The following is a 22,991-nucleotide window of genomic DNA, read 5'->3' as shown; positions in this document are numbered from 1 at the left end:
GTAGCCTATCAGCATCCATCGTATTCGTTGATCGATGCCGACATCTGTATGATTGTGACGGATCGTGCCTTGTCGGTAACGGAAATTCGTCGCGAATTGATTTAGTGAAAGAACTGAAGCCGCCGCAAGCGAGAACAGCGATCTTTGATTTGAATTGAGGGTCCAAGTAATCATATATCGCGTTGATTTGCTGTGCTGCTGCAAATTGGCTGCACACGCAAAGTTCTTGTCAGCGACAACTACGGGTGCTGAAAGCGCGAGTAGCTGATATTGAATTTCGTCAGTTTGGTATGTTGCTGAGAGATCATGACAGTAGAGATTATCGGACGTGCAAGCATTGCCCCTGGGGCGGGTTCTATCGATGAACTGCAGCTCGTACTAAAGGAGGGGCGTTGCACCGTAAGCCGTATACCTGAGGAGCGCTGGGATCTTGCGCGCTTTTGGCATCCGGCTGTGGGCGTCCAGGGAAAAACTTACAGTTTTGCAGCCGGCGTCTTCGAGAATGTCTACGACTTTGATCCCACGGTTTTCGGCCTTTCCCAGCGTGAAGCGATGCAAATGGATCCGCAGCAGCGCATCCTTCTGAATCTTGTCTGGCGAGCTTTGGAAGATGCAAACCTGCCGATCGATGGATTCGAAGGCCAGCGCGTGGGCGTCTATGTCGGCGCATCCTCCCTTGAATACGGCAACCTTACGATCGAGGATCCCGCCTCGGGTAGCCCGTATTTCATGACGGGCAATGCGCTTTCCATCGTATCCAACCGCATCTCGCATATATTCGGCTTGTGTGGGCCAAGCATGACGATCGACACGGCCTGTTCGTCGTCGCTGGTAGCGCTCGACCAGGCGGTGAGAGCCCTCGAAAACGGAGAGATCGATACCGCGATCGTCGGGGGCATCAATATTCTGCTTAACCCCATGTCCTTCGTGGGCTTCGCACAGGCTCGCATGCTGTCGCCGGAAGGACTCTGCCGCGCCTATGACGACAACGGCCGCGGTTACGTCCGTGCAGAAGGTGGTGCGGCGATCGTATTGCGTCGGACGGACGTTGCGCTGCGCGAGAAGGACCGCAGCTATGCCAGGATACATGCCGTAGGCGTCAATTCTTCGGGCCGAACCAACGGCATTTCCATGCCGTCGCGTGAGGCGCAGGCCGCCTTGCTCCAGTCGATCTATGAAGGGCGAAATATCGACGTCAATCGCATCGCCTTCATCGAAGGGCATGGAACGGGAACGAAGGTAGGCGACCCCGCCGAAATCTGGGCAATCGGCGAAGTTATAGGTCGCAATCGGCGGGCGCCTGTGCCGATCGGCTCGGTAAAGACGAATATCGGCCATACCGAACCGGCATCTGGCCTCTTCGGACTGCTGAAGGCCGTAATAGCGCTCGAAAATAATTTCCTGCCGGCCTCGTTGCATTTCGACCACCCGAACGAGTCTATCGATTTTGAGGGTCTGAACGTTCGGGTCAACACGTCAACGATCGAGCTTCTTCCAGCCAAGCACGCACGCTTTGCCGGGATCAATTCCTTCGGTTTCGGCGGAACGAACGCTCATGTCGTCATCAGCGATCCCGATCCGATCGCGCCGCCTGAGCCGCCGGTCCGGGGCGAGGGCGTTGTTTTTGCCGTCAGCGCTCACACGGCGTCCGCTCTTTCGACATTGCTTGAGGAATATAGGACCCGTCTTGAAACTGCCGAGCCAAAGGAAGCGCGTCAGATCGTTGCTTCCGCTGCGGCCAATCGCGAAACCATGCGTCATCGCTTCGCGGCCCGGGCAAAGGACAGTGCAGCCGTACTCGCCGCGATCGATGCGCATCTTGCGGGTAGGAATTCGGTCGGCGAGGCAGGCGAAGCTCCGGCCCAGGCTACCAGGATCGCCTTCGTCTTTTCTGGCAATGGCTCGCAATGGGCGGGAATGGGTATCGGTGCCTATGAGGAAAACCGCCATTTCCGGCAATGTTTCCAGTCCTTCAGCGCGCTTTTTGAATATTATCTCGGCGAGAAGCTGACCGATGTTCTGGTCGCCTCCGATCTTGCTGCACGCCTGGCCGATACCAAGATCGCGCAGCCGCTGTTGTTCGCGATCCAGGCCTCTCTTTCGGATTGTCTTTGGTCGATGGGCGTCAAGCCGGATGCTATCTTCGGCCACTCTGTCGGTGAAATCGCAGCCGCCTATGCTGCTAAGGCGCTGACGGCAGCCGAGGCGGTCGCCATTGTCGCGAAGCGTTCGCTGCACCAGGATCTTCTTGCCGGCGAAGGCAAGATGGCGGCCGTCGTCCTTGGCGAGGATGCAGCGCTAGCCTTTGCGAAAACCAAGGGCCTGGACAATATATGCATCGCGGCCGTCAACGCGCCGAATTCGGTAACGATCTCCGGTCCTGCCGATGAGATAGAAGCCTACCGCGATGCTGCGCGTAAATCTCAGATCGTCGCGCATGTTCTTGATATCAACTATCCATTCCATCATCCTATCATTGATCGCGCTAAGGAGGCGTTCTTAGCCGATCTGCCCGACTTGGCCCCGGATAGCGGAACGGGAATATTTATCTCGACGGTGACCGGCGAACTACGTGATGGGCGCCTGCTGGATACGCAATATTGGTGGCGCAATGTTCGCGATCCCGTTCTTTTCAAGGCCGCGTGTCAGGTCGCCTTGGCAATGGGATGCAACCTCTTCATAGAAATTTCGCCCCGCCCGATCCTGTCGAACTATGTCGCGGAGATCGCAAAACAAGCATCGGTTCAGGCCATCGCGATACCGACCTTGCTGAGAGAGGCTCCCATTGGCGGCCACGATCCTGTTTCGCAGTCATTTGCGCGAGCGGTTGCCAATGGCGCGCCTGCGCTGCGCGCACGCGGCAGTGCCGCGCGCAACGCCTTCGTCGAGCTGCCGCCTCTGCCTTTCGAGCCGGTGGAGCTTCGTGCTCACGCGACGACAGACGAGATCGATATTTTCGGTCGCGATCGCAAAAGCCCGTACACGCTGCTTGGCTGGCGCACCGATCACAATGGCTCGAATTGGAAGAACCATCTCGACGCACGTCTTTTCCCGGACCTTGCTGAACATGTGGTCGACGGCAAGGCAATCCTGCCCGGCAGTGGCTTTATCGAAATCGCCGTAACGGCTGCTCAGCGTTATTACGGGACTGATGAAGTCGAAATCGGCAATCTCGAAATTATCCGGCCGCTTGAATTGTCTCAGGACAGGATGGTCGAATTGTCCACCATTCTGTCGCCCGAGACGGGAGATATCGAGATCCGGTCGCGAGAGCGCCTCAGCCATGACGAATGGACGGTGCATGCGGTCGGACGTTGCCGCAAGCCGCTGGCAGCTGAGATGGATAGCAAGGCCTCCGCGCGATCGAGCGGGGACCGTAAATCCATATTGACGTCCGAGGTGGCCTACGAAACCGCGGAACGTTTCGGATTGCATTACGGCCCACATTTCCAGCTTCTGTCAAAAGCTGCGGCGTTCGGTCATCATGCGATCGAAGTGGACCTGAAGCCGGCTGCCTCACCGTCTCATCCCTTCGCCAGCTATAATCTCAACCCTATGTCGATCGACGCGGCCTTTCACGGTCTCGTCGCATTGTTCGATCAATTTTCCGGCGATGAAACCGGCGCTCCCTATATTCCCGTTCACTTTGGCACCGTGAGAGCTTTCGGCAAGGAAAGATCGATCGTCAAAGCCTTCATTGAGATCGAGCGTTTCAGCGCGAATTCGATCAAGGCCCGTTTCACCTTGTTCGATGCAAAGGGCAGCGCGGTTGCCGTTCTTGACGATTGTCGTTTCCGCCGCACGCAGCTGCGCCGCAGGGCAACGCTCGATTCCGTTGCATTTCATTATGAGAGCGTGCCTTCTGCTCTTTTCGTCGGCGCCCATAAATCCAGCGCTGATGGGCGACAGATTCCATTGTACGGCGGCTCCGGCGAGAACCATGCGCTCAACAATGCAAGCCTTCTTCTTGAAGCCGCGGTCTATCGCGCCTGCCACGATATCGCGCTGAAGGTTGCGGACCGCAACGGCGCCGTCGCATTTTCCGGCCTTCCCGGCGATGCCGAATTCCGGTCTTTCCTGGTCAATTGCCTCTACATTCTGGAGGATGCCGGCATCGCGGAGACGGGAGACGGAAAGTGGCACGTTCCCCTGGAGCCGACACTGCCGCCTGTGGCTGAGCTGCTGCAGGAAATCTATCGTGAGGATGCTGGGCGCGTAGCCGAAAGTGTTCTCGTTGGCGATGCCTATCGCGAGACGCTCGAACATCTGGCGACGATACGGCCGCACGTCTTGGAGCAAGAGCCTGCTGCCCAGGGGGCAAACATTCCGGGCGGGGCGACTCTGGAGCATGTGCTTGTTCATTCGCCCTTGAGCGAACGGCGGCTTTCGATGCTCGCGGAAGCATTGACATCCGCCATCGAGGCCGATGCCGGCGCGATCGCACACGTTTTGGAAGTCGGCTCGGTTTCGGCCGCTTTCAGCCGGAAACTGGCGACGATCACCGCAGCCGCGGGCGCATGTCTCGTGATCGCCGAGCCGCGTGAGCAGGCGCGCCGGACATTGGAGATCGCATTCGAACGCGATGCGCATGTCATCGTCACCGATCCGGCCAAACTGACGGATCGCTATGTCGGGGACCTCGTGGTCGCCTCCGGCGATCAGAGCCAGTACCTGATGCTCCACAATGACGATATCAAGCGGGCTGTCCGGACGGTTGCCGCTGGCGGCGCGCGGTTGTTGCTGGTCGACCGTGCGCCGAGCGCTTTCAATGATTTCGTCTTCGGCCTTTCCGAAGGCTGGTTTGCCGATAGCCCGTCGCCCGAATTCCCCGTTGGGCGGCTCGGTACGCCGCAGCAGATTGCCGAACTTCTAGGCAGTTTAGGCTTTGCCAAGCCGCTGATCCGCGAGCAGGTATTCCCCGAGGGAGCGTTGATAGCGGTATCGGCTATGTCCGAACGGCAACCGGAAACAGCTGCCATCTTAGAGACCGCCGAGCCAATCCTGATCTTGTCGGAGCAGGGCAAGAAGGGTCTTGGCAAGCTGGGTGAGAATGCAAAAGTCATCGATCTCAGTGCGTTGTCGCCAGATATTGCCGGTGCTCTCGATCCGGTCGACCGGAACACCAGCCGGATCGTGTATCTTGCCAGCGTAAAGCGCGGCGATGCGGCGGAACTCTCATTATCGCGTCTCTCGATCTTCACCGAACTGGCGAACCTGCTGTCGCAGCACGGCGATGGAGCACGGCCTCGGCTGGTGATCTTGGCGCCGGGCGGTTCTCCGCTGTCGGCTCGTCCCGTCGATGACGCGAATGCCGGTCTGTGGGCTTTGGGCCGCGTTCTTCAAAACGAATATGATGCCTTTGACATTCATCTGCTGGATGCCGATGCGGATGACGGGCGAGTATTTTCCGCCGTCGATACTCTCATGACGGCGGAAACGGATAACCGCGAATGGCTCATGGATCGCGCGACCGGAACGGTCCGGGAGATCAGAGCTGCCGCAGGTCCCTTTGCTGCCGTCGAAGCAAGCCGCCGGGATTTTGCCGCGGCGATGATCCGGCAACATGTGGGCGGTCGTCTCGATAGCGTCGTCTGGGAGGAAGTAGGCCTTCCTGTGCCTGACGAGAGGGAGATTGTCGTCTCCGTCGAAGCGACCGGCCTCAATTTCCGCGACGTCATGTGGGCTATGGGGCTCTTGCCAGAGGAGGCGCTGGAAGACGGCTTTGCCGGTGCCACCATTGGCATGGAATTCGCTGGGCGAATTCTTGCCGTTGGCGATGCCGTCGGCGATCTCAAGCCGGGGGACAAGGTGATGGGGATCGGGCCTGCTGCGTTCTCGACCCATGTCCGTGTTCACCGCGACGGAGTGACGAAGCTCCCCGAACGGATGGACACCGTCGCGGCTGCAACCGTGCCGGTGGCCTTTTTGACCGCCTATTATGCGATGGTCGAGCTTGGGCGCATTCAGCCTAACGAAACCATCCTAATACATGGAGCTGCCGGCGGCGTCGGTCTGGCGGCGCTCCAGATCGCCAAGCTTAAGGGTGCCAAGGTGATCGCCACCGCGGGCACGGTCGAGAAGCGTGGCTTCCTCGAAATGCTCGGCGCCGATCATGTGCTTGATTCCCGCTCTCTGGATTTCGTTTCCGGCGTGCGGCGGCTTACGGATGGCGAGGGTGTCGATCTTGTCCTCAATTCGCTCTTTTCCGAAGCGATGGAGCGGAGCATCGAGCTGGTCAAGCCATTCGGCCGCTTCCTGGAGCTCGGCAAGCGCGACTATTATTCCGACCGCAAGATCGGCCTGCGTCCGTTCCGGCGCAATGTCAGCTATTTCGGTATCGATGCGGATCAGCTTCTGGTCAACGTACCCGACCTCACTCGGCGTATCTTCAGGGAGATCGGTCAGCTTTTCGCCGAGGAAAAGCTGACGCCTCTGCCATATCGCGCCTTCGATTATGACGAGATCGGCAATGCCTTCCGGCTGATGCAGAATGCCGGCCATATCGGCAAAATCGTGGTGCGACCGCCCGTTGCGGGTGTTGACAGCGTCTTGCGCGCGCCCGCAAAATCCCTGCGTGTGGATGGGAAGGGTGTTTTCCTGGTCGCGGGCGGCATTGGCGGCTTCGGGCTCGCCGCCGCCGATTGGCTCGTTTCGAAGGGCGCGCGCCGCATAGCGCTATGCTCGCGCCGCGGCATTGCCGACGCTGAAACGAAGCAGGCGATAGCAGATTGGGCAAAGCGGGGTGTCGTTACGACGCTGCATGCCCGCGATATCACCGATGCCGCCGCGGTCGAGACGCTGCTTGCCTCGCTTCGCACCGAAGGGGCACTGAAAGGCGTCATTCACGCCGCCATGGTCCTGGACGACGCGCTCCTTGCTAATCTGACGCCGGAACGCAATCGCCCCGTTCTCGAGGTCAAGATTCGCGGCGCGGAAAATCTGGATCGTCTGACACGAGATGACAGGCTGGAACTCTTCCTGCTGTTCTCTTCGGCAACGACCATGCTCGGCAATCCCGGTCAGGCTAACTATGTAATGGCAAATGGCTATCTGGAAGGCCTGGCGCGTGCGCGCCGGAGCGCCGGCAAGCCCGCGCTCGCCGTCGGCTTCGGCGCAATCGCCGACAAGGGCTTCCTTGCTCGCAACATCGAGGTCAATGATCTCCTCTCCAAGCGTATTGGAAAGGCGGCGTTGAAGGCACGCGACGCGCTGGAACAGGTTGAGCGTTATATGCTCGCGGACAGAGGGGATGTCGATGCGGCGGCGGTCATGATCGCCGAGATCGATTGGAATGCAGCTCGTTTGCTGCCGATCGCCGGACGTTCTCTGTTCGAGCCGCTGATGCGCCATTCAGGCAGCCATCAGGCCCTCAACGAGGGAGACAGCATCGATCTCAGGGAACTGATCAGAGGGAAATCGGAAGAGGAGGCTCGGGCCGCGCTGCATGCGCTTGTCGCGGCAGAGATTGCCGCCATCCTGCGCGTGACCGAAGACACGGTGACGCCCGACAAGGTTTTGAAGGATATCGGCCTCGACAGCCTGATGGCTATGGAGCTCGGCATGAGCTTCCAGCAGAAAACCGGCTTCGATATTCCTTTGAGCGGGGTAGGAGAGGGCACAACCGTGGGCGATGTCGTCAGCCGTTTGCGTGATCGGGTCATGAATCGCAACGGCGATAACGGCACTGGTGATATGGCAGGCGATGAGGTGGTCGAGCGCCTGGCGCGCAGTCATGGCGCAGAACACGAGAAAAGGGCCGTGCAGTGACCTATGATGGCGAACCGGCGGAGCAGAAGAAAAGCAGGCTGCTTGAGCAGATGCGCCGTGTCGGCGAATCTTCCGGCCGCAATCGGACCGAAAGGCTGAACCGCCAGCCACACTCACAGCCGCGCCAGGCGACCCGCTTCGAGGATCTGCCTGAATATAAGCGTGTCGCAACGCAGCGCATGGCAGGCGAACTGCTCGGCGTCGCCAATCCGTTCTATCGATCGCATGATGCCGCCGCTGGCGCGACAACGCGCATTGGCGGGCGCGAATTCGTCAATTTTGCCTCCTATGATTATCTGGCGACCAATACGGACCCCCATGTCGCCAAGCGCGCCAAGGAAGCGATCGATCGCTTCGGAATCTCGGCGTCTGCCAGCCGCCTGGTCGCAGGCGAGCGGCCTGATCATGTAGAGCTCGAGCGCGGGCTTGCGGAGGTCTATGGCGTCGATGCCGCCGTCTGCTTCGTCAGCGGCTATCTGACCAATGTCGCTGCGATCGGTTGCCTAATGGGGCCGCAGGATCTCGTGATCCACGACGAATTCATTCACAACAGCGCGCTTGCCGGCATTAGGCTTTCCGGTGCTGCCCGCCGGCTGTTCCAGCATAATGATGTCGATAGCCTCGAAAATATACTGAAGACGCTGTCGTCGGATTTCCGGCGTATCCTCGTCATCGTTGAAGGCATCTATTCGATGGATGGCGATATTGCCGACCTGCCGGCGCTGCTGGAACTCAAGGCGCGCTATGGCTTCTGGCTGATGGTCGACGAGGCGCATGCGCTCGGCATTCTCGGCAAGACGGGCCGCGGCACGTTCGAGCACTTCGATCTCGATCCGCGTGATGTCGATATCTGGATGGGCACGCTCTCGAAGACGACGTCAAGTTGCGGCGGCTATATTGCCGGCACGCGTGCGCTTGCCGATATTCTGAAGGCGGAAGCGGGCGGTTTCGTCTATAGCGTCGGCCTATCGCCCGTTCTCGCCGCCGCCGCGATCGCCGGGCTTGATATCCTCAAATCCGAACCGGAGCGAACCGAGCGGCTTAGGCGCAACGGCCGTCTCTTTCTCGAAGAGGCAAAGGCGGCCGGCCTCGATACCGGCCTCAGCGTAGGGCGCTCGGTCGTGCCTGTGATCGTTGGCGATTCGCTTCGGGCAGCGCAGCTTTCCAACGACCTGCTCGCCGAAGGCATCAACGTGCTGCCCATCATTCATCCGGCCGTGCCGGAAGGCATGGCGCGCCTTCGTTTCTTCATTACCTGCAATCACACCGAGGAGCAGATCCGGCGCGCGGTCGCGCTGACGGCGGAAAAGCTCAAGAGCTTGAAGGACCGCAATTTCGGCCTTGCTTCGCTGGATATGGAGAAGATGATGCAACTGCTGCCCATGGCTCAGGTTCCAGGCAGCTCTTAAGTTTCGGGGCGATCGTCTCATGCACGTTATCGTCACGGGAGGTTCAAGCGGAATTGGTCTGGCGATAGCCAAGCTTTATGCGGCTAGGGGCGCTCGAATCTCACTCCTTGCTCGCGATATGGCTCGTCTCGAAGCTGCACGCGCCGAAATCGCAGCGCTTCCCGGTGTCGACAGCGCCTTTATTAGGGCGGCTTCTGTTGATGTGGCCTCGGCCAAACAGACCGCGGAAGCGGTAATGTTTTGCGAAGCATCCTTCGGCCCTTGCGATATCCTTGTCACCTCTGCGGGCATCGTGGAGCCTTGCGCCTTCGATGCAATGCCGGCATCGGTTTTCGATGAGCAGATCTCCATCAACCTCCTAGGGACGGCCAACGCGGTCCGTGCCGTCTACGTCGGCATGAAAAGCCGGCGCGGTGGCCGGATCATGATGATTTCTTCGGGGGCCTCCTTGATCGGCATCTTTGGATATAGCGCTTATTGCGCATCCAAATCGGCGCTGGCGGGCTTTGCCGAAGCTTTGACCGCGGAAGCTGCCGCTTGGGGCGTGCAGATATCCATCTGCTTCCCGCCCGATACGATGACGCCGCAATATGCTCGGGAAATCGCTCTTAGGCCGCGCGAAGCGGAGATTTTGATGGGAACCGTCAAGCCTTGGAGCGCGGAGGCGGTCGCTGCACGAATCGTCCGTGGGATGGACCGCGGCAAGCAAAGAATCCATTTCGGATTTTCGCTGACGGCGCTTGCATTTTTCGGACCATTGATAAAACCGCCGCTGCTATGGTGGTTTTCGCGCAAGACGCGAAAAATATTTGGTGGGGAGGGGGATCACGGTCTTGCCGATACCGCCGAGCAAGGCTTTGATAGTGATAAGTAATACGAAACAACTATCGGTGTTGCGCTGTCGGTGAAACACGTGCAAGAGAAGGTAAGTCAGGGAATTGGCGGCCCGTTCCTCGCGGATATGAGAAATGCTGCAGAGGCGGCGGGCATTGGGATGGCGCAGTCTTGAAGCTTCATGATTTTCCAGTTCTTTTGACGCTTGCCTGCTTCGCGTTTTCCTGCGTCATCATTTTTCTGACTGATCCTCTGGCGATGCCGGCAACTGTCAACGCTGAGAATCGTGCGAGAAGAAGCTGGCGGCGAGTGGTCTGCGACTGCGCAGCAAGAATCCCGGTCATCATCCTGATCTACGCGGCTTTCTTCGCCATATCCTGGCGCCCGATCTACAGCACCCAGGCCGTCATCAGCTTCTTCGTCATCTTCACCGGCATATCGAGGGCGAAATTCGAGTTCATCCGCGAGCCTCTGGTATTTTCGGACATCGCACTCGTCGTGGATGTCTTCAAATACAAGGAGATCTTCTACGCGACATCGCTGAACATCGTCTTCTGGATCATCGCCTTTGCCTACGTCTTCGGCCTCAGTGGCCTTTACATGTATCTGGAGCCTGCGGTTCTGCCGGACAACCATGGCGCGCTTTGGGTCCTGCTGATGCTGGCTGCGGCTTTTATGCCATGGATCGCTTTGTTCAGCCGGGTCGTCAGCGAACCGGTCTGCCGCTTTACACAGAAGTTTCTCGGCAAGGTTAACGTCAAGAGCGATACGGTGCGATTCGGCACCTTCGCCTCCGTCGTCTTTCATTTCGTTATCTGGGTCGGTGTCCGGCGCGAGGCGATCGTTTCGGAATTGTCCGGGCGCTTCATGTCTGCACTGCAGGAGCTATGGGAGCATGGCGAAGACGAGCCGCTCATCGTCGTCTGGCAATCCGAATCCTTCATCGATCTTAGGCATTTCGGTGTCGACAATATCAAGCTCCCCAATCTCGACCGTCTGAGGGAACAGGCTGCGCAATGGGGCCGCATGACCAGCGTTTTCGAGGGTGGCTATACGCTGCGAACCGAATTTGCTGTCTTGAGCGGGCTGCTGCCCGAAAATGTCCATATCGACGCCAGCTATCCCTATCTGCGCGCCAGCCATTACAAGGATGTCGTCTGGCCGGCGCGGCTGAAAAAAGCCGGCTGGAAGACGCAGTTCATCCATCCCTACGACAAGACGTTTTTCCTGCGTCACAAGGCGTTGCCGCAGCTTGGCTTCGATCGGATGATGATGCTGGACGAGTTCGATCACAATCCCGAGCGCGATGGTCCTTACGTCAGCGACCTCTCTCTGACGAAAAGCGTGATTCGGACGATCGATGAAGACGGCACGAGCAAGAACTTCCTCTTTGTCGCGTCCATGGCGAATCACGGTCCCTGGGAGCCGGGCCGCTGCGGCGACCTCGTCAATCCGGTGGATATCTACGGCGAACTCCTGATGCGCGCCGATCATGCACTCGGAAATCTTGCCCATCATCTCGACAGGCTTGATCGCCCGGTTTGGTTGCTCTTCTATGGCGATCACGCACCTCTGCTGAAGGCTTTCGCCGATCCGTTCCCCGATCCGCGCACCGATTATGTCATCGTTCCGCTCGGCCGCGCGCGTGCTCATTCGCAAAAGCCGCAGCCGCCGCAGGAAGAGGCGCCCTGGAATCTGATCGGCACATTGCTGCGCTATGCCGGGCTTGCCACCGAGGTTGCGGAATGATGCCTAGCGGGGAAGGGGCCGCGCGCCCGCGCGTCTTCCTCTTCCTGCAGGGCCCGTCCTCGCCTTTGTTCGTCGAGACTGCCAGGATATTGGAGAAAGGCGGCGGCCGCTGCATCCGCATCAACCTGAATGCCGGGGACTGGATTTCATGGCGCTGCCGCAAGGCGTTCAACTACAGTGGCGACTTTGCCGGATGGCGCGCCTATGTCAGACAGCGAATCGAAGCCGAGAATGTCACAGATCTGATCCTGCATGGAGAAGAGCGACCCTATCATCGGGTCGCCATCGAGGAGGCGCATCACGCCGGCGTTGCCGTCAATGTTGTGGAAATGGGATATCTGCGGCCGGATTGGGTGACGCTGGAGCGAGATGGCCTCTCCTCCAACTCGCACTTTCCCACCAATCCGGTCCATATTCTGGAGGCAGCCTCCAATCTGCCGGAGCCGGATTGGACACGTCGTTACAATCAGACTTTCCTGGCGGAAGCGCTTTACGATCTCGCCTATTATCTGCCGACGGTCTTTCTGTGGTTTCTTTATCCCGGCTATCGGCGGCATGGGCTCTACCATCCCCTAATGGAATATGCCGGATGGCTGAAAAAACTGCCTTTAAGCGGCAGAAAGACACGGGAAGCGCATGGTGTGATCGAGGAGCTGATTGCAGGCGGCAAACGATTCTTCGTCTATCCCCTGCAGCTTCAGACCGATTTCCAGCTCCGGGCGCATTCGCCTTTCCATCAGCAGCAGGATGCGATCCGGCTGATTCTCCGTTCTTTTGCGGAGCATGCCGCGTCGGACACACATCTCGTCCTAAAGCTTCATCCACTCGACAACGGGCTCGTGGACTGGCGGGCCTATGTCGAGCACGTCGGCGCTTCATGCGGATTGTCGTCGCGCATCCATCTGATCGACGGCGGCAGCCTCGACCGGCTGATTGCCGTCAGCCAGGGCATGGTAACAGTCAACTCGACCGCGGCACTTTCGGCGCTGCAGCTGGGAAAGCCGGTGAAAGCGCTGGGCGCGGCGATCTACGATATCGATGGACTGAGCGATCAGCATGGCTTGAATCGATTCTGGCTGGAACCGACGCCGCCGTCACCGGAACTGCGCGGCGCATTCTTTCGCCTGCTGGCCGCGGCCGTACAGGTGCGCGGCAACTTTTGCTCGCGCGAGGGCGCGCGCGCCGCCGCCGTGCAGATAGCAGAGAGGCTGCGATCGCGAACGGTTAATTTGCCTGATGCCTACATCGACCCGCCGCCAAGGCAACGACCGATAAAGCTTCATGTGCCGTAATGAAGATGCAATGGGATGGAAGAAGAATTGCTTCCGCGACGGGGGCAGGCTGAAATTGACAATACGACTGCCTACATGTGGACTGACGGAGAACCCGACGCAGCGATTCGATGTCGGGGGTGAATTTGTATAACGGTTTGCCGGGAGCAAACGCCATGGATGACAGCAAGATGGAACGATTCATGTTGAAGGAGCTGCTGATTATCATAGCGGCGCTTGTGCTCGTTTCCGTGGTGCTTTTGGCGGTCATTATTATCGGAAACTACTGAATCGCCGCGGTAGGGCGCGACATCGCTCATTGCAACAAAGCTGCCAGCAAATCGACGAACAATTCAATCTATCTGGGGAATGGTGGGCGATGAGAGACTCGAACTCCCGACATCCTCGGTGTAAACGAGGCGCTCTACCAACTGAGCTAATCGCCCTTCTGCGAAGCGGGTCATTGGCCCGCCGCGTTCGGTGGCCGTGATCTATGCGGAACGACGACAAACCGCAAGAGTGTTTGTGAAGATTTTTTGATTTTTTTGAATTTTACACCTCTCCGGACGTGACCATCCACATAGACGGAGGCGATACTTGCGGCATTGCCGCTGTGCATATCAGGTGTCGTTGAAATGCGTAGGGTGAGAAGCTGCCATGCCAAATCGACGGAACAAGAAATTGCGGGCGAGCTTCTCCAAAACAATTCACACTCTGTCATCGATTTGTATTCAAACCTGCTTGACACCCAAACACGAACCCCGTAGTTAGCCGCTCATCGAACGGCGAGGGCCGCTTTGATGGGTGCGGAAGCATCTGGAATGCTTGAAATGTAATGCGGGTGTAGCTCAGTCGGTTAGAGTGCCGGCCTGTCACGCCGGAGGTCGCGGGTTCGAGCCCCGTCACTCGCGCCATTTCATGGCAAATTTCGGATCCGTCCTGGCTGAAAGGCCAAACAATGCGCGGGTGTAGCTCAGTCGGTTAGAGTGCCGGCCTGTCACGCCGGAGGTCGCGGGTTCGAGCCCCGTCACTCGCGCCATTCTCTTCAAGCCATTACAATCAAACGTCAATTTATTGCAATTGCGAACGAGCCTTTTCGCGTTTGCGCCAATTTGTCGCGTTGTCGTCGCAACACATTGATATCTACCGCTCGACAGGACCCCGAACGACAGATTCAAAAGGCTTGCGCGCGCGCTCCGCCTGCGCTAACCACGGCTCTGTTGCAACGCTCTTTCGCTTGCTGGGCATTTGCTCAGATGCGCCGCCCCGGCGCTGACCGCAAGCAGGGATGGACATGATGACTGGACTGCTCAGTTCCTATATTCCGATAGCGATTTTCATTGGTATTGCCCTGGTGATTGGCCTGGCGCTGTTGATCACGCCGTTTGCCGTCGCCTTCAAGGCGCCTGACTCGGAAAAGCTGTCGGCTTACGAATGCGGCTTCAATGCATTCGATGACGCCCGCATGAAGTTCGATATCCGCTTTTATCTCGTATCGATTCTCTTCATCATCTTCGATCTGGAAGTCGCCTTCCTCTTCCCATGGGCCGTATCTTTCGGTGCCATCGGTTGGTTCGGGTTCTGGTCGATGATGGTGTTCCTCGCGGTGCTGACCATCGGCTTTATTTATGAATGGAAGAAGGGAGCCCTGGAATGGGAGTAGCTCCAAGCAACACGACGCTCGTTGCGCCGCAGCCGAAGGGGATCATCGATCCCGCGACCGGCCGGCCCGTCGGCAGCAACGATCCGTTCTTCGGCGAAATCAACAATGAACTCGCCGACAAGGGCTTTCTGGTCACTTCTACCGATGAGCTGATCAACTGGGCTCGCACTGGCTCGCTGATGTGGATGACCTTCGGTCTCGCTTGCTGCGCCGTCGAGATGATGCAGGTTTCCATGCCGCGTTACGACGTGGAGCGTTTCGGCTTTGCGCCGCGCGCTTCGCCCCGCCAGTCCGACGTCATGATCGTCGCCGGCACGCTCACCAACAAGATGGCGCCCGCTCTGCGCAAGGTCTACGACCAGATGCCTGAGCCGCGTTACGTCATTTCGATGGGATCCTGTGCGAACGGCGGCGGCTACTATCACTATTCTTATTCCGTTGTTCGCGGATGCGACCGTGTAGTTCCGATCGACATCTATATTCCGGGCTGTCCTCCCACGGCGGAGGCGCTGCTTTACGGCGTGCTTCTGCTGCAGAAGAAGATCCGGCGCACCGGCACGATCGAACGGTAAGGCAGGGGACAAGGTACTATGAGTGAAGCCCTGAACGAGCTCGCCGCCTACCTCACGGAAGTTCGCAGCGCCTTGATCTCGTCGAGCGAGATCAAGTATGGCGAACTGACCGTGACGACGACGACCGAAAACGTTATCGCCCTGCTGACCTTCCTGCGCGACGACGCCAAGTGCGGTTTCGTCAATATGACGGATATTTGCGGTGTCGACTGGCCGCAGCGTGCCGAGCGTTTTGACGTGGTATACCATCTGCTGTCGCCCAAGAAGAACCTGCGCATTCGCGTCAAGGTTCCCGTTGGCGAGGATCAGCCTGTACCCTCCGCTTGCGGCGTCTACCCCGGCGCCGATTGGTTCGAGCGCGAAACCTGGGACATGTACGGTGTTCTCTTCACCGGTCACCCGGATCTGCGTCGCCTGCTGACGGACTATGGTTTCGAAGGTCATCCGCTGCGCAAGGACTTCCCGACGACTGGTTTCGTCGAAGTTCGTTATGACGACGCCGCTAAGCGCGTTGTCTACGAGCCGGTCGAGCTGAAGCAGGAATTCCGCAACTTTGACTTCCTTTCGCCGTGGGAGGGCACTGATTACGTGCTCCCGGGCGACGAGAAGGCTAAGGCCTGATTGTTGGCGTGTGGCGGGCTTCGGTCCGCCATCCTCTGAAATTCTGAAAACGCGAGCATCGCCGCCATGACAGAACATAACGTTCGCAACTTCAACATCAATTTCGGTCCGCAGCATCCGGCTGCGCACGGCGTTTTGCGTCTTGTCCTCGAATTGGACGGCGAAATTGTGGAACGCGTCGATCCCCATATCGGCCTGCTGCATCGCGGCACGGAAAAGCTGATCGAGACGAAGACCTACCTTCAGGCCGTTCCTTACTTCGACCGCCTCGACTACGTGGCGCCGATGAACCAGGAACATGCTTATGCACTCGCTGTCGAAAAACTGCTCGGCATCGAAATCCCGATCCGCGGCCAGCTGATCCGTGTGCTTTATTCGGAAATCGGCCGTATCCTGTCGCATCTTCTCAACGTCACCACGCAGGCCATGGACGTCGGTGCGCTGACGCCGCCGCTTTGGGGCTTCGAAGAGCGCGAAAAGCTGATGGTGTTCTACGAGCGCGCCTCCGGTTCGCGCATGCATGCCGCGTACATCCGTCCGGGCGGCGTTCACCAGGACTTGCCCGAAAAGCTCGTGCAGGATATCGGCGACTGGTGCGATCCCTTCCTGAAGGCGCTCGACGATATCGATGACCTTCTGACCGGCAACCGTATCTTCAAGCAGCGTAACGTCGATATCGGCGTGGTATCGTTGGAAGACTGTTGGGCCTGGGGCTTCTCTGGCGTCATGGTCCGCGGCTCCGGTGCCGCCTGGGACTTGCGCAAGGCACAGCCTTACGAATGCTATTCCGACCTTGAATTCGATATTCCGATCGGCAAGAACGGCGACTGCTACGATCGCTACCTCATTCGCATGATCGAAATGCGCGAATCCGTCCGTATCATGAAGCAGTGCGTCAATCGCCTGCTGGGTGATGCCAAGGCCGGACCGGTCTCGTCGCTCGATGGTAAGGTCGTTCCGCCGAAGCGCGGCGAGATGAAGCGCTCCATGGAAGCGCTAATCCACCATTTCAAGCTTTATACCGAAGGCTATCACGTGCCGGCCGGCGAAGTTTATGCAGCCGTCGAAGCGCCGAAGGGCGAGTTCGGCGTCTATCTCGTCTCGGACGGCTCCAATAAGCCATATCGTTGCAAGATCCGTGCGCCGGGCTATGCGCATCTGCAGGCCATGGACTTCATGTGCCGCGGTCACCAGCTCGCCGACGTCGCAGCCGTGCTCGGTTCGCTCGATATCGTCTTCGGTGAGGTAGATCGCTGATGCGGGTCTGGCAGGCGATAATTCCGGCGCTTCTGGTCGCTTGCGGTGCCTCGGCACAGCAGACCGGCAAGACGCCGAGCCTGCCGACGCTCAACCTGCAGGGTTCGAATGCGACGAGCACGAATTCTGCAAAAGGCGGAAATGAGGGTACATCGGGCGGAGATTCGACCGTTGCGGACCTTCTCTCCCGTGGCTACCAGATCAAGGCCGCCGTACCGAACGGTGGCAAGTTCGTTGTGTTTATGCAGAAAGACCAGTCGGCCTATGCCTGTGAATTCTCGTCTCTGACGAATACGCGGTGTGGGTCCTTAAACTGAGATAAGGCGTGAAAGATGTCCGTTCGTCGACTAGCCGAAGATCAATTCCAGCCTGCCGCCTTCGCCTTCAATGCGGAGAATGCGGTCTGGGCTGAAAAGACGATCAATAAATATCCCGAGGGCCGCCAGCAGTCCGCGATCATCCCTCTCATGATGCGTGCGCAGGAGCAGGAAGGCTGGGTCACCAAGGCGGCTATCGAAACGATCGCCGACATGCTGGACATGGCCTATATCCGCGCGCTCGAAGTTGCGACCTTCTATACACAGTTCCAGCTGCACCCGGTTGGTACGCGCGCCCACGTCCAAGTCTGCGGCACGACGCCCTGCATGCTGCGCGGCGCCGAGGGGCTGATCAAGGTCTGCAAGAGCCGGATCAACGATCACGCTTTCGAGCGCAATGCCGATGGCACTCTCTCCTGGGAAGAGGTCGAATGTCAGGGAGCCTGCGTCAACGCACCGATGGTGGTGATCGGCAAGGATACCTATGAGGATCTGACCCCGGCACGTCTCGAAGAGATCATCGATGCATTCGCCGCAGGCAAGGGTCATGAGATTAAGACCGGCCCACAGATCGATCGTGTTTTCTCCGCGCCGGAAGGCGGCTTGACGTCTCTCCTGTCGGATGAGGCGAAGGCAAAGAGCACGGCAGATAAGACGGCCAAGGCAACCGCTGACACGGTGTCGATCCCGCCATCCGAGGCCGCTCGCGTCAAGAGCACAGACGCTGAAACCAATCAGAGCCTGAAGACGCCGGCGACGGCGCCTAAAGAAGCAGCCAAGAACGCCAAGGTTGCCGAAACGCAGCCGCTTTCTGGCACGGCGACTGCGGAGCCCGTTGCCGGGAAGCCGTCACTCGACGATAAGAATCGTCCTGCCGGTATCGAAAGACCCGCACAGCCCGATAATCTGCAGCTTATTTCAGGTGTCGGCCCGAAGATCGAAGGGACCTTGCATGAGCTCGGCATCTTCACCTTCGCGCAGATTGCAAGCTGGCATGAGGCCGAGCGCCATTGGGTTGACGGCTATCTGAATTTCAAGGGCCGGATCGATCGTGACGACTGGGTCAGGCAGGCCGAGGCACTCGCTAAGGGTGGCGAAGCGGAATATATCAAGGTCTTCGGCAAGAAGCCGCGGTAAGAGGTGAAGCATGTTACAGGATCAGGATCGCATCTTTACCAATATCTACGGCCTCAAGGATAAATCCCTGAAGGGCGCGATGTCGCGTGGCCATTGGGACGGCACGAAGCAAATCCTCGAAAAGGGCCGTGACTGGATCATCAATGAGATGAAGGCTTCCGGTCTTCGCGGTCGCGGCGGCGCGGGCTTCCCAACAGGCCTCAAGTGGTCCTTCATGCCGAAGGAAAGCGACGGCCGTCCGCATTATCTGGTCGTCAACGCCGACGAGTCGGAACCCGGCACCTGCAAGGACCGCGACATCATGCGCCACGATCCGCATACGCTGATCGAAGGCTGCGTCATCGCCGGTTTCGCTATGGGTGCGAATACCGCTTATATCTATGTCCGCGGCGAGTACATGCGCGAGCGCGAAGCTCTGCAGGCTGCCATCGATGAATGCTACGATGCTGGATTGCTGGGAAAAAACAACAAGCTCGGTTGGGATTTTGATGTTTTCGTCCATCACGGCGCCGGCGCCTATATTTGCGGCGAAGAAACGGCGTTGCTCGAAAGCCTGGAAGGCAAGAAGGGCCAGCCGCGCCTGAAGCCGCCATTCCCGGCCAATATGGGTCTTTATGGCTGCCCGACGACCGTCAACAACGTCGAATCGATTGCCGTTGCCCCGACGATCCTGCGTCGCGGCGCAGGCTGGTTCTCCTCCTTCGGCCGTCCGAACAATGTCGGTACGAAGCTGTTCATGCTTTCCGGCCACGTCAACCGTCCCTGCACGGTTGAGGAGACGATGGGCATCACCTTCCGCGAACTGGTCGAAAAGCACGGCGGAGGCATTCGCGGCGGCTGGGACAACCTGCTTGCCGTCATCCCCGGCGGCGCATCGTGCCCGGTCGTTCCGGCTGCCGACATCATCGACTGCCCGATGGACTTCGACGGCCTGCGCGAAGTCAAGTCGTCCTTCGGCACGGCTGCGGCGATCGTCATGGACAAGTCGACCGACATCATCAAGGCGATTGCCCGCATCTCGGCTTTCTTCAAGCATGAAAGCTGCGGCCAGTGCACGCCGTGCCGCGAAGGTACGGGCTGGATGTGGCGCGTTCTTGAGCGTATGGCTCGTGGCAACGCCCAGAAGCGCGAAATCGATATGCTGTTCCAGGTGACGAAGCAGATCGAAGGTCATACCATCTGTGCGCTCGGTGACGCAGCCGCATGGCCGGTTCAGGGCCTGATCCGCAATTTCCGTCCCGAGATCGAAAAGCGCATCGACCAGTACACCGCCAACGCGACGAGCCACGGCGCGGTTCTGGAAGCAGCCGAGTAAGGATCGAAGATGGCGAAAACCAACGATATCAGGCAGGAGAGCGGAGCGGCCGGTAATGCATCGGCCGATCTTGGCCGCGCTGCTGCCGATATGTTTGGGAACGCGCCGGTCATGCCGATCCATCCGCTGATGGCCCATCCAGCTGCGGCTATTGCCGCTGCGACCGCAATCGGTTTCGGCTTTACCTCGCAACTGGCCGGCGCATTTCTTGGCGCTTTCCAAGGTGCTGTTGAAGCGACAACCAAATTGGCCGAAGCCCTGGAAGACGAAAAGCATCAGGGTGACGCTGCTGCAAAGCTGCCTCCCGGGAGTAATGGGGCAGGGGATGCAAAACCTGTAAAGGTAGAGGCTGTAGTCAAGCCTGTTGCACCAAAGCCGGCTGCTGCGAAGCAGAAGGCGGCTGCCGTGAAGAAAGCCGAGCCGAAGCCCGCGGTTGTCGCGCACAAGGCGGTCGCTGCACCTGCAAAGAAGATGGCGAAGGCTGAAATCGCTGCACCAGTTGCAGCCAAGCCGGCCCCTGCGCGCGGCCGCAAGGCAGCAGTGAAGGCTGATGATCTGAAGCGGATTTCCGGCGTCGGGCCGAAGCTGGAGCAGGTGCTGAACGGACGCGGTATCAAGCGCTTTGCCGATATCGCCGCCTGGAGCGACGTCGATATCGAGCGGATCGACACGGAGCTTGGCTTCGACGGCCGCATCCGGCGCGACGACTGGGTTGGCCAGGCGAAGGCGCTTCTGCCGAAAGGCCGGAGCTGAATTTTTCCTCGGCTGGGTCGCCGCCGGGGAGGGTGAATGAACGCGGGTGAGATCATAGCGGGGATGTCCGCAATGGTTCGGTCGCAAAGCTGGTCTTGCGGGGACAAGATTCGGCAAAGCTTATTGTGAGCAAACCGGTGCTATCAGGCGTTTGAGCCGCTCCGATGGCAACCCGGTTTGCGATCATGAAATTGTCTGCGGCCAGGTTGGGCTGGAGACGTGACATAGGACTGAGTGGACGATGGCTAAACTGAAGATTGACGGTAAAGAGATCGAAGTTCCGGATCACTACACGCTTATTCAGGCGTGCGAGGAAGCCGGTGCCGAAGTCCCGCGCTTCTGCTTCCATGAACGACTGTCGGTGGCCGGCAATTGCCGCATGTGCCTCGTCGAGGTGAAGGGCGGCCCGCCGAAGCCGCAGGCTTCCTGCGCCATGGGCGTGCGCGATATTCGCGGCGGCCCGAACGGCGAGCTTCCGGAAGTCTTCACCAACACGCCGATGGTCAAGAAGGCCCGAGAAGGTGTGATGGAATTCCTGCTGATCAACCACCCGCTGGATTGCCCGATCTGCGACCAGGGCGGCGAATGCGATCTGCAGGACCAGGCCATGGCCTTCGGTATCGACAGCTCGCGCTATCAGGAAGACAAGCGCGCTGTCGAAGACAAATATATCGGCCCGCTCGTCAAGACCGTGATGAACCGCTGCATTCACTGCACGCGCTGCGTCCGCTTCACGACGGAAGTTGCCGGCATTTCCGAACTCGGCCTTATCGGCCGCGGTGAAGATGCTGAAATCACCACCTATCTCGAGCAGGCGATGACCTCCGAGCTGCAAGGCAACGTCGTTGACCTTTGCCCGGTCGGTGCGCTGACCTCGAAGCCATTCGCTTTCACGGCTCGTCCGTGGGAACTGAACAAGACCGAATCGATCGACGTCATGGACGCTCTCGGCTCGGCAATCCGCGTCGATACCCGCGGCCGCGAAGTCATGCGCGTTCTGCCCCGCGTCAACGAGCAGATCAACGAAGAGTGGATCTCCGACAAGACCCGTTTCATCTGGGACGGCCTGAAGACGCAGCGCCTCGACAAGCCCTATGTCCGCAAGGACGGCCGCCTGCAGCCGGCGACCTGGAGCGACGCTTTCGCCGCTATCAAGTCGGCCGTTTCCGCCACCAGCGGTGACAAGATCGGCGCGATCGCCGGCGATCTCGCTTCGGTCGAGGAAATGTATGCCCTCGGCGAGCTGCTGAAGTCGCTGGGATCGGAGAATCTCGACTGTCGCCAGGACGGGACGGCGCTTGATCCGTCGCTCGGCCGCGCAAGCTACCTCTTCAACCCGAGCATCCAAGGCATCGAAGCCGCCGACGCGCTGCTGATCGTTGGCGCCAATCCTCGCTTCGAGGCTGCGGTGCTGAATTCGCGCATCCGCAAGCGTTGGCGCCGCGGCAAGTTCCCGATCGGCGTGATCGGCGAGGCTGCAGATCTTCGCTACGCTTATGATTATCTCGGCGCTGGCCCGGATACGCTGGGCGATCTCGTCAGCGGCTCACACAGCTTCGCTGATGTCTTGAAGAATGCTCAGAAGCCCATGATCATTATCGGCCAGGGCGCTCTCACCCGCGAAGACGGTGCCGAAGTGCTGGCAAATGCTGCCAAGCTCGCTGCCACCGTCGGCGTTGTCAAGGAAGACTGGAACGGTTTTGCCGTGCTGCACACGGCAGCTGCGCGCGTCGGCGGCCTTGATCTCGGCTTTGTGCCGGGCTCAAAGGGCGTCAATGCCGCTACCATGTTATCGTCTATGGACGTGCTCTTCCTGCTGGGCGCCGATGAACTCGACTTCAGCCGCAAGGCCGCGAAGTTCACGGTCTATATCGGCTCGCATGGCGATAACGGCGCTCAAAACGCCGATGTCATCCTTCCGGCGGCTGCCTATACCGAAAAGTCGGGCACCTGGGTCAACACCGAAGGCCGCGTCCAGATGGGCAACCGCGCCGGTTTCGCTCCGGGCGACGCCCGCGAGGACTGGGCGATCATCCGTGCCCTTTCCGACGTGCTCGGCAAGAAGCTTCCCTTTGATTCGCTGAGGGAATTGCGCGCCAAGCTCTATGCAGCCTTCCCGCATTTCGCCGAGATCGACGAGATTGCCGAAGGCGATAGCGCCCAAATTGCCGCACTTGCGAAAAAAGCCGGCGCGATGGGCAAATCGGCATTTGCTTCGCCGATCAAAGACTTCTATTTGACGAACCCGATAACGCGCGCGTCGGCTGTCATGGCCGAATGCTCGGCATTGGCCCGCAACAATTTCCGCGTTGCGGCAGAGTAAGGG

At 59.1% G+C, this 22,991-nt stretch carries 14 protein-coding genes and 3 tRNA genes; 16 read left to right on the top strand and 1 reads right to left on the bottom strand.

The window, feature by feature from the left end; genetic code table 11:
- Positions 1–306 precede the first annotated feature (306 nt).
- The 5 genes from ACYJRZ_RS12920 to ACYJRZ_RS12900 all read left to right on the top strand — a co-directional run bounded on the left by ACYJRZ_RS12920 (position 307) and on the right by ACYJRZ_RS12900 (position 13,051).
- Complete coding sequence (locus ACYJRZ_RS12920; RefSeq protein ID WP_459459273.1) at positions 307–7,767, top strand: type I polyketide synthase; 7,461 nt, start codon at positions 307–309, stop codon at positions 7,765–7,767.
- Between the two features lie 50 nt (positions 7,768–7,817).
- Positions 7,818–9,176: an aminotransferase class I/II-fold pyridoxal phosphate-dependent enzyme gene (locus ACYJRZ_RS12915; RefSeq protein ID WP_459459604.1), complete on the top strand. Its 1,359-nt coding sequence runs from the start codon at positions 7,818–7,820 to the stop codon at positions 9,174–9,176.
- 19 nt (positions 9,177–9,195) lie between these two features.
- Positions 9,196–10,050, top strand: a complete 855-nt coding sequence (locus tag ACYJRZ_RS12910) for an SDR family oxidoreductase (RefSeq protein WP_459459272.1) — start codon at positions 9,196–9,198, stop codon at positions 10,048–10,050.
- Between the two features lie 131 nt (positions 10,051–10,181).
- Entirely contained in the window at positions 10,182–11,759 is a 1,578-nt protein-coding gene (locus tag ACYJRZ_RS12905; protein ID WP_459459271.1) for an LTA synthase family protein, read from the top strand.
- Positions 11,756–13,051, top strand: coding sequence for a capsule biosynthesis protein (locus tag ACYJRZ_RS12900; RefSeq protein WP_459459270.1), 1,296 nt, complete (start codon positions 11,756–11,758; stop codon positions 13,049–13,051). Before ACYJRZ_RS12905 ends, ACYJRZ_RS12900 begins: the two co-directional genes overlap by 4 nt.
- A gap of 349 nt (positions 13,052–13,400) precedes the next feature.
- On the opposite strand, the gene ACYJRZ_RS12895 is transcribed toward ACYJRZ_RS12900, so the two are convergent.
- Positions 13,401–13,476: transfer RNA gene (locus tag ACYJRZ_RS12895), tRNA-Val, on the bottom strand.
- A 391-nt stretch (positions 13,477–13,867) separates the two neighbouring features.
- On the opposite strand from ACYJRZ_RS12895, the gene ACYJRZ_RS12890 reads away from it, so the two are divergent.
- The 11 genes from ACYJRZ_RS12890 to nuoG all read left to right on the top strand — a co-directional run bounded on the left by ACYJRZ_RS12890 (position 13,868) and on the right by nuoG (position 22,988).
- Positions 13,868–13,944 (top strand) — tRNA-Asp (locus ACYJRZ_RS12890).
- Positions 13,945–13,992: 48 nt separating this feature from the next.
- Positions 13,993–14,069: transfer RNA gene (locus tag ACYJRZ_RS12885), tRNA-Asp, on the top strand.
- A gap of 258 nt (positions 14,070–14,327) precedes the next feature.
- Positions 14,328–14,693: an NADH-quinone oxidoreductase subunit A gene (locus ACYJRZ_RS12880; RefSeq protein WP_034489570.1), complete on the top strand. Its 366-nt coding sequence runs from the start codon at positions 14,328–14,330 to the stop codon at positions 14,691–14,693.
- The gene (locus ACYJRZ_RS12875; RefSeq protein ID WP_015339504.1) at positions 14,684–15,265 is read left to right on the top strand and encodes a NuoB/complex I 20 kDa subunit family protein; all 582 of its coding nucleotides are present in this window, start codon (positions 14,684–14,686) and stop codon (positions 15,263–15,265) included. Before ACYJRZ_RS12880 ends, ACYJRZ_RS12875 begins: the two co-directional genes overlap by 10 nt.
- An 18-nt stretch (positions 15,266–15,283) precedes the next feature.
- The gene (locus ACYJRZ_RS12870; protein ID WP_095434510.1) at positions 15,284–15,886 is read left to right on the top strand and encodes an NADH-quinone oxidoreductase subunit C; all 603 of its coding nucleotides are present in this window, start codon (positions 15,284–15,286) and stop codon (positions 15,884–15,886) included.
- A gap of 66 nt (positions 15,887–15,952) precedes the next feature.
- The gene (locus ACYJRZ_RS12865; RefSeq protein ID WP_459459269.1) at positions 15,953–17,143 is read left to right on the top strand and encodes an NADH-quinone oxidoreductase subunit D; all 1,191 of its coding nucleotides are present in this window, start codon (positions 15,953–15,955) and stop codon (positions 17,141–17,143) included.
- Complete coding sequence (locus ACYJRZ_RS12860; RefSeq protein WP_459459268.1) at positions 17,143–17,460, top strand: hypothetical protein; 318 nt, start codon at positions 17,143–17,145, stop codon at positions 17,458–17,460. The genes ACYJRZ_RS12865 and ACYJRZ_RS12860 overlap by 1 nt, the downstream gene beginning before the upstream one ends.
- A gap of 15 nt (positions 17,461–17,475) precedes the next feature.
- Positions 17,476–18,597 carry an NADH-quinone oxidoreductase subunit E gene (locus tag ACYJRZ_RS12855; protein WP_459459267.1) on the top strand — a complete coding sequence of 374 codons (1,122 nt, stop codon included), beginning with the start codon at positions 17,476–17,478 and terminating at the stop codon, positions 18,595–18,597.
- Positions 18,598–18,607: 10 nt separating this feature from the next.
- A complete protein-coding gene (gene nuoF / locus ACYJRZ_RS12850; protein ID WP_095434513.1) occupies positions 18,608–19,912 on the top strand; it encodes an NADH-quinone oxidoreductase subunit NuoF in 1,305 nt (434 codons plus the stop codon).
- 9 nt (positions 19,913–19,921) lie between these two features.
- Entirely contained in the window at positions 19,922–20,665 is a 744-nt protein-coding gene (locus tag ACYJRZ_RS12845) for a 5' DNA nuclease (RefSeq protein ID WP_459459266.1), read from the top strand.
- 241 nt (positions 20,666–20,906) lie between these two features.
- A complete protein-coding gene (nuoG, locus tag ACYJRZ_RS12840) occupies positions 20,907–22,988 on the top strand; it encodes an NADH-quinone oxidoreductase subunit NuoG (protein WP_459459265.1) in 2,082 nt (693 codons plus the stop codon).
- The last annotated feature ends 3 nt before the right edge of the window (positions 22,989–22,991 follow it).

The sequence above is a fragment of the Rhizobium sp. No.120 genome (assembly GCF_054558365.1).
This window is presented reverse-complemented; position numbering and strand designations above follow the sequence as displayed.